General features: G+C 66.4%; 12 protein-coding genes. 8 read left to right on the top strand and 4 right to left on the bottom strand.

What is annotated here, in order from left to right:
• The first annotated feature begins 56 nt into the window (after positions 1 to 56).
• Complete coding sequence (locus tag DFLDMN_RS12795; RefSeq protein ID WP_423195324.1) at positions 57 to 1,031, top strand: 2-dehydropantoate 2-reductase; 975 nt, start codon at positions 57 to 59, stop codon at positions 1,029 to 1,031.
• An 18-nt stretch (positions 1,032 to 1,049) separates the two neighbouring features.
• On the opposite strand, the gene dinB is transcribed toward DFLDMN_RS12795, so the two are convergent.
• The 3 genes from dinB to DFLDMN_RS12780 form a co-directional block, all read right to left on the bottom strand.
• Positions 1,050 to 2,204 carry a DNA polymerase IV gene (gene dinB / locus DFLDMN_RS12790; RefSeq protein ID WP_423195323.1) on the bottom strand — a complete coding sequence of 385 codons (1,155 nt, stop codon included), beginning with the start codon at positions 2,202 to 2,204 and terminating at the stop codon, positions 1,050 to 1,052.
• Positions 2,205 to 2,282: 78 nt separating this feature from the next.
• A complete protein-coding gene (gene rarD, locus DFLDMN_RS12785) occupies positions 2,283 to 3,188 on the bottom strand; it encodes an EamA family transporter RarD (RefSeq protein ID WP_423195322.1) in 906 nt (301 codons plus the stop codon).
• A gap of 91 nt (positions 3,189 to 3,279) precedes the next feature.
• Entirely contained in the window at positions 3,280 to 4,419 is a 1,140-nt protein-coding gene (locus tag DFLDMN_RS12780; protein WP_423195321.1) for a TRAP transporter substrate-binding protein, read from the bottom strand.
• 374 nt (positions 4,420 to 4,793) lie between these two features.
• Between DFLDMN_RS12780 and DFLDMN_RS12775 the strand changes: the two genes are divergently transcribed.
• Positions 4,794 to 6,596, top strand: coding sequence for a carbohydrate porin (locus DFLDMN_RS12775; RefSeq protein ID WP_423195320.1), 1,803 nt, complete (start codon positions 4,794 to 4,796; stop codon positions 6,594 to 6,596).
• A gap of 191 nt (positions 6,597 to 6,787) precedes the next feature.
• On the top strand, positions 6,788 to 8,014 hold the full coding sequence (locus DFLDMN_RS12770) for an MFS transporter (protein WP_423195319.1): 1,227 nt from the start codon (positions 6,788 to 6,790) through the stop codon (positions 8,012 to 8,014).
• Positions 8,015 to 8,052: 38 nt separating this feature from the next.
• Here the strand turns inward: DFLDMN_RS12770 and DFLDMN_RS12765 are convergent, their stop codons facing one another.
• Positions 8,053 to 8,547, bottom strand: coding sequence for a hypothetical protein (locus DFLDMN_RS12765; protein ID WP_423195318.1), 495 nt, complete (start codon positions 8,545 to 8,547; stop codon positions 8,053 to 8,055).
• Between the two features lie 393 nt (positions 8,548 to 8,940).
• On the opposite strand from DFLDMN_RS12765, the gene DFLDMN_RS12760 reads away from it, so the two are divergent.
• From DFLDMN_RS12760 to DFLDMN_RS12740, 5 genes are all read left to right on the top strand, one after another.
• Positions 8,941 to 9,909, top strand: coding sequence for a Bug family tripartite tricarboxylate transporter substrate binding protein (locus DFLDMN_RS12760; protein WP_423195317.1), 969 nt, complete (start codon positions 8,941 to 8,943; stop codon positions 9,907 to 9,909).
• A 251-nt stretch (positions 9,910 to 10,160) separates the two neighbouring features.
• A complete protein-coding gene (locus DFLDMN_RS12755; protein ID WP_423195316.1) occupies positions 10,161 to 10,634 on the top strand; it encodes a tripartite tricarboxylate transporter TctB family protein in 474 nt (157 codons plus the stop codon).
• Positions 10,635 to 10,655: 21 nt separating this feature from the next.
• Complete coding sequence (locus DFLDMN_RS12750; RefSeq protein WP_423195315.1) at positions 10,656 to 12,170, top strand: tripartite tricarboxylate transporter permease; 1,515 nt, start codon at positions 10,656 to 10,658, stop codon at positions 12,168 to 12,170.
• Positions 12,171 to 12,280: 110 nt separating this feature from the next.
• Positions 12,281 to 12,718 (top strand): PaaI family thioesterase, encoded by a 438-nt coding sequence (locus DFLDMN_RS12745; RefSeq protein ID WP_423195314.1) that lies wholly within the window; start codon positions 12,281 to 12,283, stop codon positions 12,716 to 12,718.
• The gene (locus DFLDMN_RS12740; RefSeq protein WP_423195313.1) at positions 12,718 to 13,605 is read left to right on the top strand and encodes a patatin-like phospholipase family protein; all 888 of its coding nucleotides are present in this window, start codon (positions 12,718 to 12,720) and stop codon (positions 13,603 to 13,605) included. The genes DFLDMN_RS12745 and DFLDMN_RS12740 overlap by 1 nt, the downstream gene beginning before the upstream one ends.
• Positions 13,606 to 13,772 lie beyond the last annotated feature (167 nt).

Below are 13,772 nucleotides of genomic sequence, written 5' to 3'. Positions count from 1 at the left end.
AATGCGTTACGGGACATTAATCTCACGAATGATAAAGCGGTAAAAGGAGCTTCTGCATGACCTCCCTTTGTATCGTTGGCGCGGGCGCCATTGGTGGCTTTATCGCGGCCCGCATGGCGCGCGCGGGTCATCCGGTCAACGTGCTGGCCCGCGGCAAGACACTCGCGGCGCTGCAGGCGCGCGGCATCACGCTGATCGACCAGGCCGGGCAGGCGAGCTATCCGGTCCGGGCGGAGGGCGATCCGGCCCGGCTCGGACCGCAGGACATCGTCTTGCTCGCGGTCAAGGCGCCCGCCCTGCCCGAGCTGGCCCAGCGCATCGCGCCCCTGATCGGCCCGCATACGATCATCGTGCCGGCCATGAATGGCGTGCCATGGTGGTTCTTCGAAAGGCCGGGCCCGTTATCGGGCGAGCGCCTGCAGACCGTGGATCCCGATGGCCGCATTGCGCACGCGCTGCCGGTCGCGCAGGTCGTCGGGTGCGTCGTGCACCTGTCGGCGTCGAGCCCGGAACCCGGCGTGATCCGGCATGCTTTCGGCGCCAGGCTGATCCTCGGCACGCCCGCGGGCGGCCCGGACCCGCGCGTCGATCGCGTGGCGGACCAGCTGCTGCAGGGCGGCATCGAGATCGAACGTAGCGAGGCCATCCAGCGCGACGCGTGGTTCAAGCTGTGGGGCAATATGACGATGAACCCGGTGTCAGTGCTGACCGGCGCCACCTGCGACCGCATTCTGGATGACCCGCTGGTGGCCCGCTTCTGCCTCGACGTCATGGCGGAGGCCAGCCGCATCGGCGAGGCAATCGGTTATCCGATTGCGCAGAGCGGTGAGGACCGCTGCCAGGTAACACGTCGCCTGGGGGCGTTCAAGACCTCGATGCTGCAGGATGCCGAGGCCGGACGCGTGCTGGAGATCGATGCGCTGGTGGCGTCGGTACGCGAGATCGGGCAGCGCGTGGGCATTGGTACGCCAAACCTCGATGCGCTGCTGGGGCTGGTGCGTCTGCATGCGCAGACCAAGGGCCTGGGCTGAAGCCGGTACGGTGCGGCTTCAGTTGCCGTCGAAGCGCAGTTCTTCCTGCACCGGTTCGTGCGCGGCTTGGCTGGCAGGCAATAACGCGCTGACGCGTACCCCGAGCAAACGGATGCGCCGGTCGAGCGGAATGCGCTTGAGGCATTCGGTCGCGCCGCGCCGGATCGCGCCGCCATCGGCGGTATGGGCGGTCAGCGTGAGGTCGCGCGTGACCGTCCTGAAATCGTCGAAGCGCAGCTTGATGCCGACGGTGCGGCCCACATAGCCCTTGCGCCGCAAGTCCTCGGCCACGCGCATGCAGAGTCTGGTGAAGGCTTCCGACAGGGCCGGGCGGTCGTGGCGCGGATGCAGGTCGCGCTCGAAGGTGGTCTCGCGGCTCATCGATTTGGGCTCCGAACTCACCACCACCTGGCGCTCGTCGTGGCCCTGCGCCACCTGCGCAAGCCACGCCGCATAGTTGCGACCGAAGTGGGTCTGCAGCAGGCCGGGATCGGCATGGGCGAGATCGCCCACGGTGCCGATGCCAAGCGCGGTCAGCCGGTCTGCCGCCTTGGGTCCGATGCCATTGACCTTGCGCGCCGCCAGCGGCCATATCCGGGTCGGAATATCGGCGGGCGTCAGGATGGTCAGGCCATCGGGTTTGTCGAGCTCGGAACCGATCTTGGCCAGCAGCTTGTTGGGCGCCACGCAGATCGAGCAGGTCAGCCCGGTCGCGGCATGCACGGCCGCCTTGATCTGCGCCGCGACCGCCGCGACCTCGCCCGGAACATCAGTCAGATCAATATAGATCTCGTCGATGCCGCGGTCTTCTATTTGTTGGGTGAATGTTCTGACGGCGGTCTTGAAGCGCTGCGAGTAGTGCCGGTAGGCATCGAAGTCCGGCGGCAGCAGGATTGCGTCCGGCGCGAGCCTGGCCGCCTTCATCATGCCCATGGCGGAGAACACGCCCAGTGCGCGCGCTTCGTAAGTCGATGTCGTGACCACGCCGCGGCCGGCGTAGTCGCGCAGGCGCGCATAACGCCGGGTACCGTCGGCCAGGGTTTCGGGAATGGCATTGCGCCCGCCCCCGATCACTACCGCCTGGCCCCGCAGGTCCGGATACCGCAGCAGCTCTACCGACGCGTAGAACGCGTCCATATCGAGATGTGCGATGCGCCGCGCGGCCAGGGTCATGGCGTCACTGGGTTACTGTATAAATGTACAGTATAAAACCGCCATGACATCAGCGGCAGAAATCATCCATCCTAACTTTTACCGCGCATCATTACTGGCTTCGATAATCGGCGCCGCCGGCCGCCGCGATCGCCAGAAGCCTTCCGCCGCGTAGAGCAGCAGCGATACCCAGATCAGCGCATAGCCGATCTGCTTCTGCTCGGGAAACGGTTCATGCCACAGCCAGATCCCGAGCAGCAGTTGCAGGGTCGGACCGGTGTACTGCAGCAGGCCGAGCAGCGAGAGCGGCAGGCGCCGGGCACCGGCCGCGAAGAACAGCAGCGGCACGGCGGTGATGGGCCCCGCCAGCAGCAGCAGGACCTGCGTACCTGGTGCTGCGTGCCGCGTGGTGTCCTGCCCCGTAAGGATCAGGTAACCGAGCGCCGTTGCCGCGACCGGGAACAGGATCAGGGTTTCCAGCGACAACCCTTCCAATGCGCCCAATGCGCCGGTCTTGCGCAGCAGTCCGTAGCCGCCGAACGTGCCGGCCAGCGCCAGCGCGATCCAGGGCAACTGCCCCGCCGACACGGTCAGCCATAGCACACCGGCCGCCGCGATCGCGATCGACAGCCACTGCACCGGGCGCAGGCGCTCATGGAGAAACACCACGCCGAGCAGCACGCTGAACAGCGGATTGATGAAGTAGCCGAGGCTGGCGTCCACCACGCGGTTGTTGGAGACCGCCCAGATATAAAGGAACCAGTTGCCGGCCAGCAACGACGCGCTGGCGGCAAACCCGAGCAGCAGCCGATGGTTGCGGGCCACCTCGCGCAGCCAGCCGAAGTGCCGGCGCCACGCCAGGATGGCACCCAGAAACACCAGCGACCACACCATGCGGTGCAGCAGGATTTCCAGCGGTGCCACGCCGTGGACCGATTTGATATAGAGGGGCAGCAGGCCCCAGATGATGTACGCGAGCAGTGCGTAGAGAACGCCGAGTTGCATGGGAAGATCCGATGGTTGCGGCGGATTCTACAAGGAACAAAAAAGCCCGTGACGAACACGGGCTTCTTCTGCTGACAGATCGCGACGCGGCTTACAGCTTGTGCGTGAAGCTGAACTGCGCGAAAGCCTGCTCCGCCACGTTGAACCATTGCGCCTCGTTGTTGCGGAAGACGCGCCAGTCGTCGTAGATCTTCTTGAACGACGGGTTCTTGGCGGACTCGTCTGCGTACGAGGCCTGCGTCGCCTTGAAGCACGCTTCCAGGATTTCGCGCGAGAACGGGCGCAGCTTCACGCCGTTCTCCAGCAGGCGGGCCAGCGCTTGCGGGTTCAAGGTGTCGTACTTGGCCTGCATCGTGGTATGGGCCTCGATGGTGGCGGTCTCGAGCGCACGCTTGTACAGCGCGGGCAGCTTTTCGTACTCGGGCGCGGACGCGTAGAACGACAGCTGCGCGCTGCCTTCCCACCAGCCGGGATAGTAGTAGTACGGCGCCACCTTGTAGAAGCCCAGTTTTTCGTCATCGTACGGGCCCACCCACTCGGCCGCATCGATGGTGCCCTTCTCCAGCGCCGGATAGATGTCGCCGCCGGCGATCTGCTGCGGCACCACGCCCAGGCGCGCCAGCACCACGCCGGCAAAACCGGCCACGCGGTACTTCAGGCCCTGCAGGTCGGCCACCGTCTTGATTTCCTTGCGGAACCAGCCGCCCATCTGGGCGCAGGTATTGCCGCCCATGAAGTTGATGACGTTGTATTCCTTGAAGAACTCGCGCATCAGCTTCATGCCGTTGCCCTGCATCATCCACGCGGTCTGCTGGCGTGCGGTCAGGCCGAACGGGATGGTCGTGTCGAAGCACAGCGTCGGGTTCTTGCCGAAGTAGTAGTAGCCGGCCGTATGGCCGATCTGCACGGTCTGGTTCTGCACGGCGTCGAGCACCTGCAGGCCCGGCACGATCTCGCCGGCGGCAAACACCTTGATGTTGAACTTGCCGTCCGTGAGCTCCTTCACGCGCGTGGACAGCGTTTCGGCGCCGCCATAGATCGTGTCGAGCGACTTCGGAAAGCTCGACGCGAGGCGCCATTCCACGGCGGGGTTGCTGCCGATGACGGCGGGCGCGGCGGGACCGCTCGCGGCCGCGGCCGGCGCAGCCGCCTTTTCATCCTTGCCGCATGCGGCCAATGCCCCGGTGGCGGCAACAGCGCCCGCCTTCAACAGGAAGGAACGACGTTCCATCAGATATCTCCTCGTTATAGATCTGTATTGCTGGCTGTCGCGGCGAAGCGACATGCGGAAAACGCGTCGCATGTGTCCCGGGCGGCAGGGTCTGCCGATTATAGCGGTGGCCTTTTGGTCACGGGTCGCTGCGAGCGTCCGGGTTTTCGCTAGTCGTTGGTACTTGTGCAACGGTCGATGCGAGCACTCGCGCACCGTTGTCATGGACATGTCGCACACAATCGGCGCGGGTTTTCGTATTGTGAGAACTGGACGGCCCGATGGATTTTGTAACCCCGCTTGCGGTCCAAAAGGTCGCCTGTTAAAAACTGAGCCCGCCCTCGACGTTCCGCGCCGTTTCATCTGGACTTGGTTCGCGTGGGTTATCTTGAGTCATGCAGCATCCCGTACCGTTTCCTGCCCGCTTGCGTTCCCGTCGTCTCACGGTTGCCATCATGGCCGCGTGGGGTGTCGCCGCGTGTGCGCAGACCGGTCCCACGGTGGCGCCGCCGCCGCAGCTGACCCGGACCGTGGTGCCGGCCGTGGCCGCGGTGTCGTCCACCGGCGAGGCAGCCGCGCCCGCCGGCGCTCCTACCGGGACTCCCGCTCCTTCTACCGGGACTCCCGCTCCTTCTACCGGGACTTCCGCTCCTTCCGCCGCGCCCGCCGCACCTTCCACCGCGACTTCCGCCGACACCTCCGCCGATCCGCTCGGCGACCTGATCGGCGCCCAGGAGGGCGAGCCCTCCGTGGCGCCCGAGGCGGAAGTCAAGGCAGCCACGGCCGCCTCCCCCAGCGCCGATGCGGCGCCCGCGGACAACCCTGGTGCCACCACGCTGGCCAATGTCGATCCCGACTTCGTCGGCCCGCCCGACGAACTCGCCCCGCCGCCTCCACCTCCGCCTCCGCTGGTCCTGTTTCCGCACCGGCTCGGTGAATTCCCCGCGCAGCCGGCCGATGCGGCCACGACCGCCCAGGCAGGGGCAGGCGAGAATGCCGAGGCCACGCCGTCCGACAAGCCGCCAGTCTTGCGCTCGCAACTGCCGGCCGACGATCCCGCCGGGGCCTCGGTCTGGCGCCTGGGCTACAGTGGCCGTGCCGTGGCGGCGGACCAGCCCCGCAATGCACGCGCCTGCTCGGGTGGCGGCACGCCGTCGACCGGTGTGGGCGGCGGGCTTGCCTGTACCAGCACGGGCGAGGTCAAGGTGCGGGAATCGCTGGTCGACCTCAGTGGCGGCGCCCAGGTACAACTGGTCGCGCAGGCGCGCGGCACCGATGCCACGTCCGTCAATGGGCGTGCCACCGCGGTCGATCCGTATGCACTGCTGCCGCAGTTCTATACCGCGGTCAGCGGCTTCTCCAGCGGCGGTCTCAAGGTGCTCGACGATGCCAGCATCTGGGCCGGCCGGCGCGATACCAATCCGTTCCTGATGTCGTCGGGGCTGCTGCCGCCGAGTTCGCCGTCGCTGCGATTCGGCGTCGACAATGCCAAGCTCGGCGACTTCGGCCTCAACTACCAGTACACGGCGCGGTCCGACCTCAACGGCGCCAACCTGCCGAGCTATCACACCGTGCGCACGGCACCGGTCGGTACCAACGACAAGGGCTCGGTGCAGGTCGGCTTTACGCGCGTGGAGCCGCTCTCGGCCATGGAAAACACCGGCAGTGCCTGGTGGGCCTCGGCCATGCACGAACAGAAGGACGTGCTGTACGGCACCAATCGCCTGGGCCTGCAGTATGGCCAGGGATCGCGCCTGGCCATGACGGGCTACACGGGTATGGGCACCGAGCTGTCGCGCGTACGCGTGGCGGAGTCGATGGAATGGAAGACGCCCTCCGGCATTGGCGGCTCGGTGGAGTCGAGCTTGCAGCTCGATCGCTCGGCCATCGGCACGCTGCAATGGGCGGCCACGCGCGTGCGCCCGACATATGTGGCCAATGACCAGTTCCGCCTGACTTTCGAGGTTGCGCACGATCAGATCTCGTCGGGGTTTGGCGTGGGCGGCCAGCGTACGGCGCTGACGGTGGCGCCGACTTTCACGCTCGGCAAGTCGGCGGGAAACACCAATCTGCGCGCGTTCTATACCTATAGCCGCGCCAACGACGTCGACGGCATTACCTTCGCCGCGCCCGCCGACGCCTGGGCCTCCCAGGCCAGCGGCTCGATCTTCGGCGTGCAGCTGAACCGACGCTGGTAAGGCATTCGGTGTCGATCACGGCGCCGTGCTTTGGTATTAACCCTGACACAATGCGTGTTATCCACCCCGCGTAGAATCGCGTTTTTCGGGCGCGTGGGTCCCACGCCAGCCTGCCTCGGCTCTTTCCCCTGCCCGCGCCGTCATGCGTGACATACAACGCCGGTGCGCCCCGGCGTCCTCCTGAAGAAACGATGTCCACCGCCACCGAATCCACCCCGGCCAAGCCGGCTACCGTCGCGATGCCGCCGCAGGCCGCCTGGATGACGCCGCTGCTTGCCGTTGCCTGCGGCATGATCGTCGCCAATCTCTACTATGCGCAGCCGCTGGTCGGGCCGATCGCGCATGCGCTGTCGCTATCCCCCGAGATTGCGGGACTGATCGTCACGCTGATCCAGATCGGCTATTGCGTCGGCCTGCTGCTGCTGGTGCCGCTCGGGGACCTGGTGGAGAATCGCCGCCTGATCGTGACGCTGATCGGTGGCAATGCGATCGCCCTCGCCGCCGCGGGGTTTGCCACGCATGCCAGCGTATTCCTGCTCGCGAGCTGCGCGATCGGGCTCTGCTCGGTTGCCGCGCAGGTGCTGGTACCGTTTGCGGCGCACCTGGCGCCGGACCACGCGCGCGGCCGCGCGGTCGGCAATGTCATGAGTGGCCTGCTGATGGGCATCATGCTGGCACGGCCGGTCTCCAGCGTGTTCGCGGACGTCTTTGGCTGGCACATGATCTTTGCGGTGTCGGCGGTCGCGATGGTGCTGCTCGGCCTGGTGCTGCTGCGCAAGCTGCCGCGGCGCCAGCCGCCGCCGGGCGTGCGCTATCTGCCGATGCTGGCCTCGATGTGGCATCTGGTCCGGACCCAGCCCGTGCTGCGCCGGCGCGCGCTGTACCAGGCGGCCATGTTCGGCGTGTTCAGCATGTTCTGGACCACGGCCCCGCTGTATCTGGCCGGACCCGCGTTCCATCTGTCGCAGAAAGGCATCGCCGTGTTTGCGCTGGTCGGCGTGGCCGGCGCGATTGCCGCGCCCATGGCTGGCCGCTTTGCCGACAAGGGCCATACGCGGCTGATGACGGCGCTCGCGCTGGCCCTCGGCGCGGCCTCGTTCCTGCTCAGCCGCGTGGGGGCCGAAGGCTCGCTGCTGTCGCTGGGCGCGTTGACGGCGGCCGCGATCGTGCTCGACTTCGCTGTGTCGTCAAATCTCGTGATCGGCCAGCGCGCCATCTTCGCCATCAGCCCCGAGCACCGCAGCCGTCTCAATGGCCTCTACATGGCGATCTTCTTTATCGGCGGCGCCACCGGATCGTCGATCGGTGCGTGGGCGTATGCGCGCGGCGGCTGGCCCCTGGCGAGCTGGATCGGTTTTGCCTGTCCGGCACTGGCGCTGCTTTACTTCCGCACCGATCGTACGCGCGATCACGGCTGACGGAGCGTCCCCCTGCGACGCACCGCCACTCGCGTCAATCAGCGCAGCAGGAAGGCAATATCCTCGACCGTGATCACGGACACCGGGATGCCCTTGCGGCGCTGGAACAGGATGTGCTGCTGCACACGGCTGCGTTGTTCGGCAAAGATCGCCGGATCGATGATCGCGCCGATGCGCGCGTAATGCTGGACCAGCAGCTTGTATGCGCGATGGCGGATCTGCAGGGTTTCGGTCTCGGCGCGCAGCCGTTGCCATTCGGCGGGGCTGAGATCGAGCGTCTGGTTGAGTTCGTCGACCGTGCGCGAATGCAGATCGCGGTAGAGATCGCGCTCGGCCTCGGCGCGATGCAGTTCATCGCGCAGCGCCATGATCTTGCGTTGGAGCTTGAGCGCCTGGCCCACCGACTGGTGCATGCCCTTGGCCGCTTCCATGGCCTGGCTGGCGGCCGCCATCGTGCTCTTCCACAGGGTGCGGTCCCCATCCGCATCCAGTTCCGCAGGCCAGCCGTCGGCTGCCCTGATCGTCGTATCCATGATTGACCCCTGATGACACCACAATGGCCACCCGCTTTGTCCTGCCTTGCGGATGTTCCCCGATCGCGGCCTGTCTTGTATCTGTAACTAAGTGTTGCAGGCCACCGAAGCAATCGTAGAGAGTTGTCTATCGGCCGCCAAGTCAAAGATGTTTAGATCTGCATTAGCTCCGGCGAGTGTGGCGAAAATGGCGAAATCACGATGGCGCGCGTCGAAGCCCTGTCTCTCATCCAGACATTGGCAGACAACATCACGTAAACCCCGAGCGCTCCGCGCGTGAATTGACAGCCTTTTGACAGTTTCGCGCTTCTAGAATCCTGCCCATGCGCCGGGCCCCGCGCGTGCCCCGGATTCACGCCATTTGCCCATACTCAAAAAACACAGGAGACCGCGATGCCTCGCTCGCTTCACCGTATTGCCCACCTTGCGCTTGCCTCGGCCACCTTCGCCATGGCGGTAACGGCCGCCCCCGCGTGGGCGCTGGACACCGTCAAGGTCATGATCGGCGCCAACCCCGGCGGCGGCTACGACCAGACCGGCCGCTCGCTCGGCGCGGCGATGATCGCCGCGGGCGTGGCCAAGGGCGCGTCCTATGACAACAAGGGCGGCGCGGGCGGCACCATCGGCCTCACGCAGTTCGTCAACACGGACAAGGGCAACCCCAACGCGCTGGTGGTGACCGGCGCCGTCATGGTGGGTGCGATCGAGACCAGCCATCCGCCGGTGACGCTGAAGAACGCCACGCCGATCGCGCGCCTGTATGCCGACACCATGGTGCTGACGGTGCCAGCCAACTCGCCGCTGAAGACCATCAAGGACCTGACCACGCAGCTCAAGGCCAATCCCGGCAGCGTGAGCTGGGGCGGCGGCTCCAAGGGTTCGATCGACCATATCCTGGCTGGCCTGATCGCCAAGGACGCCGGCGTCGATCCGAAGAAGATCAACTACGTGCCGTTTGCCGGCGGCGGCGAAGCGTCCGCCTCGATCCTGGGCGGCCACGTGACGGTCGGCATTGCCGGCGTGTCCGAGTTCCTGCCGTTTATCAAGAGCGGCAAGATGCGCGCGCTTGCGGTCACGTCGAAGGACCGTACCGCCGACATCCCCACGCTCAAGGAGCAAGGTGTCAACGTGGAGATCTACAACTGGCGCGGTGTGTATGGCGCGCCCGGCATCAGCGCCGACCAGCGCAAGGCGTTGATCGACGCCGTGGTCAAGGCCACCGAGAACAACGTGTGGAAGGAGGCGGTCAAGAAGAACGACTGGACGCCGTTCCTGCTCACCGGCGACGAATTCGGCAAGTTCGTCGACAGCGAATCCACGCGTCTGGGTGCGACGCTGCGCGAACTGGGCGTGGCCAAGTAATCTCGCCCCGCGGCCGGGACCCTGGCAGGTCTTCGTCCCGGCCGTCGCCGCCTTGTCTGGATCTGGTAGTGCCGCGGTCTGATGCGTGTCTGATGCGTGTCTGACCCCGGTCCGCCCCTGGTCCGGTTCGGTCGCCGCGCACCTTCGCGCGTGGGCGGCATGGGCTCCGGTGCGCCATCGCAATCCCGCCCTCGATGTACGTCACCCGACGCCACCACCGTGCGCGCCGCGGGCTCCTGCAGGAAGCTTCTATGAAACCCTCTCACGTTGTCATCGGCATCGCCGTACTGGCGATCTCGGCGTTCTTCTTCGCCGGCCTTCCCGGTATCTCCGGCGAGGAAGGCTACGCCGGCCTGTCTCCACGTTTCGTGCCGACCCTGGTCGCCATCGGGCTGGCCGTGTGCGGTGCGCTGCTGACCTGGCAGGGCGTGCGCGGCGGATTCCGCAACATGCCGGAAGAAGATGCGGAACTGCCCTCGGCGCCGCACAACTTCAAGGGCTTCCTGTGGGTCGCGGCTGGCCTGGTGCTCAACATGGTTCTGATCGGGACGCTCGGGTTTGTGTTTGCCTCGACGCTGATGATGGTCTGTGTGGCGCGTGGCTACGGCAGCCGCCGTATCGTGCGCGACGCGCTGATCGGCCTGCTCATCACGGTACCGATGTGGGTGCTGTTCGAATTCCTGCTCGGCATCAACCTGCCGCTGCTGCCGATTGCCGGCTTCTGACCGGACTTCCAGGAAACTGACATGGATACGCTGAACCAGTTGCTGCACGGCTTTGCGGTGGCCATCACACCGATCAACCTGATGTGGGCCCTGGTGGGCTGCTTTCTCGGTACCGCCATCGGCGTGCTGCCCGGCATCGGGCCGGCCCTGACCGTGGCGATGCTGCTGCCGCTCACCGCCAAGGTGGAACCGACCGCCGCGCTGATCATGTTTGCCGGCATCTATTACGGCGCGATGTACGGCGGCTCGACCACCTCGATCCTGATGAACACGCCCGGCGAATCGTCGACCATGGTCACGGCCATGGAGGGCAACCTGATGGCCAAGAACGGCCGCGCGGGTCCGGCCCTGGCGACCGCCGCCATCGGCTCGTTCGTGGCCGGCACCATCGCCACCGTATTGCTGTCGATGTTCGCGCCGGTGGCCGCGGATGTCGCGCTGCAGTTCGGGCCTGGCGAGTACTTCATGATCATGCTGCTCGCCTTCACCACCGTGTCGGCGGTGCTTGGCTCGTCGCTGCTGCGCGGCATGACCAGCCTGTTCCTGGGCCTCGGCATCGGCCTGATCGGCATGGACTCGCTGTCGGGCCAGACGCGCTATTCGATGAACATCCAGGAGCTCTATGACGGGGTGGACATCGTGGTGGTGGCGGTGGGGCTGTTCGCCGTGGGCGAAGCGCTCTTCAACGCGTTCTTCCCGCAGCCCGATGGCACCTTCAACAAGCTGAGCTCGGTGCATATGAACAAGTCGGACTGGCGCCGTTCGGTGCCGGCCTGGCTGCGTGGCACGCTGATCGGCTTTCCGTTCGGCCTGATTCCGGCCGGCGGCGCGGAAATTCCGACCTTCCTCTCGTACGCGACCGAGAAGAAGCTCTCCAACCACCAGGAAGAATTCGGCAAGGTGGGCGCCATCGAAGGCGTGGCCGGCCCCGAAGCCGCCAACAACGCGGCCGTGACGGCCACGCTGGCACCGCTGCTGACGCTCGGCATTCCCACCTCCAACACCACCGCGATCCTGCTGGCGGCGTTCCAGAACTACAACCTGCAACCGGGACCGATGCTGTTCCAGACCTCGGGCGACCTGGTGTGGGGCCTGCTTGCCTCGCTCTATATCGGCAACGTCATGCTGCTGGTACTGAACCTGCCGGCGATCGGCCTGTGGGTGCGCATGCTGCGCGTACCGACGCCGCTGCTATACGGCGGCATCCTGATCTTTGCCGGTCTGGGTGCGTACGGTATCCGCCAGTCGTGGTTCGACCTGTTCCTGCTGTTCGTGATCGGCCTGCTCGGCATGGTGATGCGCCGCTTCGACTTTCCCACCGCGCCGGTGATCGTCGGCCTGATCCTCGGGCCGATGGCGGAGAAGCAGCTGCGCAATGCGCTGTCGATCGGCCAGGGCGACTGGAGTCTCTTTATCAAGCAGCCGATTTCGGCGACGATTCTCGCGATGACGGTGGGCGTAGTGGTCATTCCGCGCGTGCTGCGCTGGCACGCCAGCCGCACCTCGGCGCGTGCGGAAGCCGACAACGCGGCATGATGCGCTCCCGGGGTTCTGGTACGGTCCTGACAGGATCGTGATCGGGTTCTGACGCGGGTTGCGGCCCGCATGTATCATGGCGCAAGCCCGCACGCCGAAGAGGAAGCGCCATGCCAGAGCCGAGCCCGTCGTCCGTTGCCGTGACCGATGCCGTCGCCGAAGCCGATGCCACGCTGGCGCGTGTGCTCGCGCCGTGGGTGCGCGAGCTTGGCCTGCGCACCGAGGCGGTCGATGCGGGCGGCGTGACGCTGCGCCTGCCATTCGATGAACGCTTCCGCCATGCCGGCGGCGTGGTGTGCGGACAGGTGCTGATGTCCGCCGCCGATACGGCGATGATCGTCGCCATCTCCAGCGCGCTCGGCGGCTTCCGCCCGATGACCACGGTCACGCTCACCACCAACTTCATGCGTCCCGTTATCGATGGCGATGTGCAGGTGCGCGCCAACGTGCTGCGCCTGGGCAAGACGGTGGTTTTTGGCGAGATCGAACTGACCGGTGCGGACGGCAAGCTCGCCGTGCAGGCCACCACCACCTACGCGCTGCTCTGATGCCGGCGCAACCGTTCGACCAGATCGTCTTTGCCGGCGGCGGCAACCGCTGCTGGTGGCAAGCGGGCTGGTGGGATACCGTCGCGCCGGAGCTGCGCCTGGCGCCGCGCGTGATTGCCGGGATTTCCGCGGGCGCGGCCACCGCCTGCATGATCTACGCGCACGACTCGCACCAGACCATGGCGTATTACCGCAAGGTGCTGGCTGGCAACGCGCGCAATGCGTATTGGGGCAACCTGCTGCGCCGCGAACGTGTGTTTCCGCACTACGGCATCTATCGTGGCGCATTGCTGTCGCTGTTCGACGAAGGCCGCCTTGCACGGCTGCAGTCGGCGCCCGAGATCCGCATCGGCGTGGCGCATATCCCGCGCTGGAGCGGGCCGCGGCTCGCGGTCGCAGCCGGGCTGCTCGCGTACAACATCGACAAGCACATTCTCAAGACGCTGCACCCGCGCCTCGGCCGCAAGCTTGGCTTTCATCCCGAATTCGTGCGTGCACAGGACTGCGCGTCGGTGGAGGCGCTGGCCGACCTGCTGCTGCAATCGGCGTGCACCCCGCCCTTCACGCCGGTGCTGCACCGCGACGGCCGGGCCGTGCTCGACGGCGGTCTGGTCGACAATGTCCCGGTGGATGCGCTCGATCCCGCGCCCGGCAATGTGCTGGTACTGGTGACGCGGCCGTATCCGCGTCCGCAACGGTTCGTGATGCGCACGCAGGGGCAGCAGCGTCTGTATCTGCAACCGTCGCAGCGCGTGCCGATATCGAGTTGGGATTACACGCGGCCGGATGGCATGACGGCCGCCTACGATCTGGGCCGCCGCGACGGCGAGGCCTTTCTGCGCGCCTGGCCGTCGATCCGGCAGGAAGAACTGTTGCCGGCGTCCTAGCCAATTGCGCCACGTGGAGCCGGTGTTGGTCGTGTTGTGGAGAAGCGGCGCCAGCCGCGAATCAAGGAGATATGGATGCCCAAGCGCCAGCCTTCATCGGACACACCACCCATCGCGCCGGACCGCGACGCGGCCCGTGCGGCATCGCGCGCCGCTCGTCAGGAAGC

This window comes from Cupriavidus sp. H19C3, assembly GCF_049393815.1.
Classification (GTDB): domain Bacteria; phylum Pseudomonadota; class Gammaproteobacteria; order Burkholderiales; family Burkholderiaceae; genus Cupriavidus.
This window is presented reverse-complemented; position numbering and strand designations above follow the sequence as displayed.

Coding starts and splice junctions, on each gene's coding strand:
- DFLDMN_RS12795 (WP_423195324.1), top strand. CDS start 57: ATGACCTCCCTTTGTATCGTTGGCGCGGGCGCCATTGGTGGCTTTATC.
- DFLDMN_RS12770 (WP_423195319.1), top strand. CDS start 6,788: ATGTCCACCGCCACCGAATCCACCCCGGCCAAGCCGGCTACCGTCGCG.
- DFLDMN_RS12740 (WP_423195313.1), top strand. CDS start 12,718: ATGCCGGCGCAACCGTTCGACCAGATCGTCTTTGCCGGCGGCGGCAAC.
- DFLDMN_RS12750 (WP_423195315.1), top strand. CDS start 10,656: ATGGATACGCTGAACCAGTTGCTGCACGGCTTTGCGGTGGCCATCACA.
- DFLDMN_RS12765 (WP_423195318.1), bottom strand. CDS start 8,547: ATGGATACGACGATCAGGGCAGCCGACGGCTGGCCTGCGGAACTGGAT.
- dinB (WP_423195323.1), bottom strand. CDS start 2,204: ATGACCCTGGCCGCGCGGCGCATCGCACATCTCGATATGGACGCGTTC.
- DFLDMN_RS12760 (WP_423195317.1), top strand. CDS start 8,941: ATGCCTCGCTCGCTTCACCGTATTGCCCACCTTGCGCTTGCCTCGGCC.
- DFLDMN_RS12775 (WP_423195320.1), top strand. CDS start 4,794: ATGCAGCATCCCGTACCGTTTCCTGCCCGCTTGCGTTCCCGTCGTCTC.
- DFLDMN_RS12780 (WP_423195321.1), bottom strand. CDS start 4,419: ATGGAACGTCGTTCCTTCCTGTTGAAGGCGGGCGCTGTTGCCGCCACC.
- rarD (WP_423195322.1), bottom strand. CDS start 3,188: ATGCAACTCGGCGTTCTCTACGCACTGCTCGCGTACATCATCTGGGGC.
- DFLDMN_RS12745 (WP_423195314.1), top strand. CDS start 12,281: ATGCCAGAGCCGAGCCCGTCGTCCGTTGCCGTGACCGATGCCGTCGCC.
- DFLDMN_RS12755 (WP_423195316.1), top strand. CDS start 10,161: ATGAAACCCTCTCACGTTGTCATCGGCATCGCCGTACTGGCGATCTCG.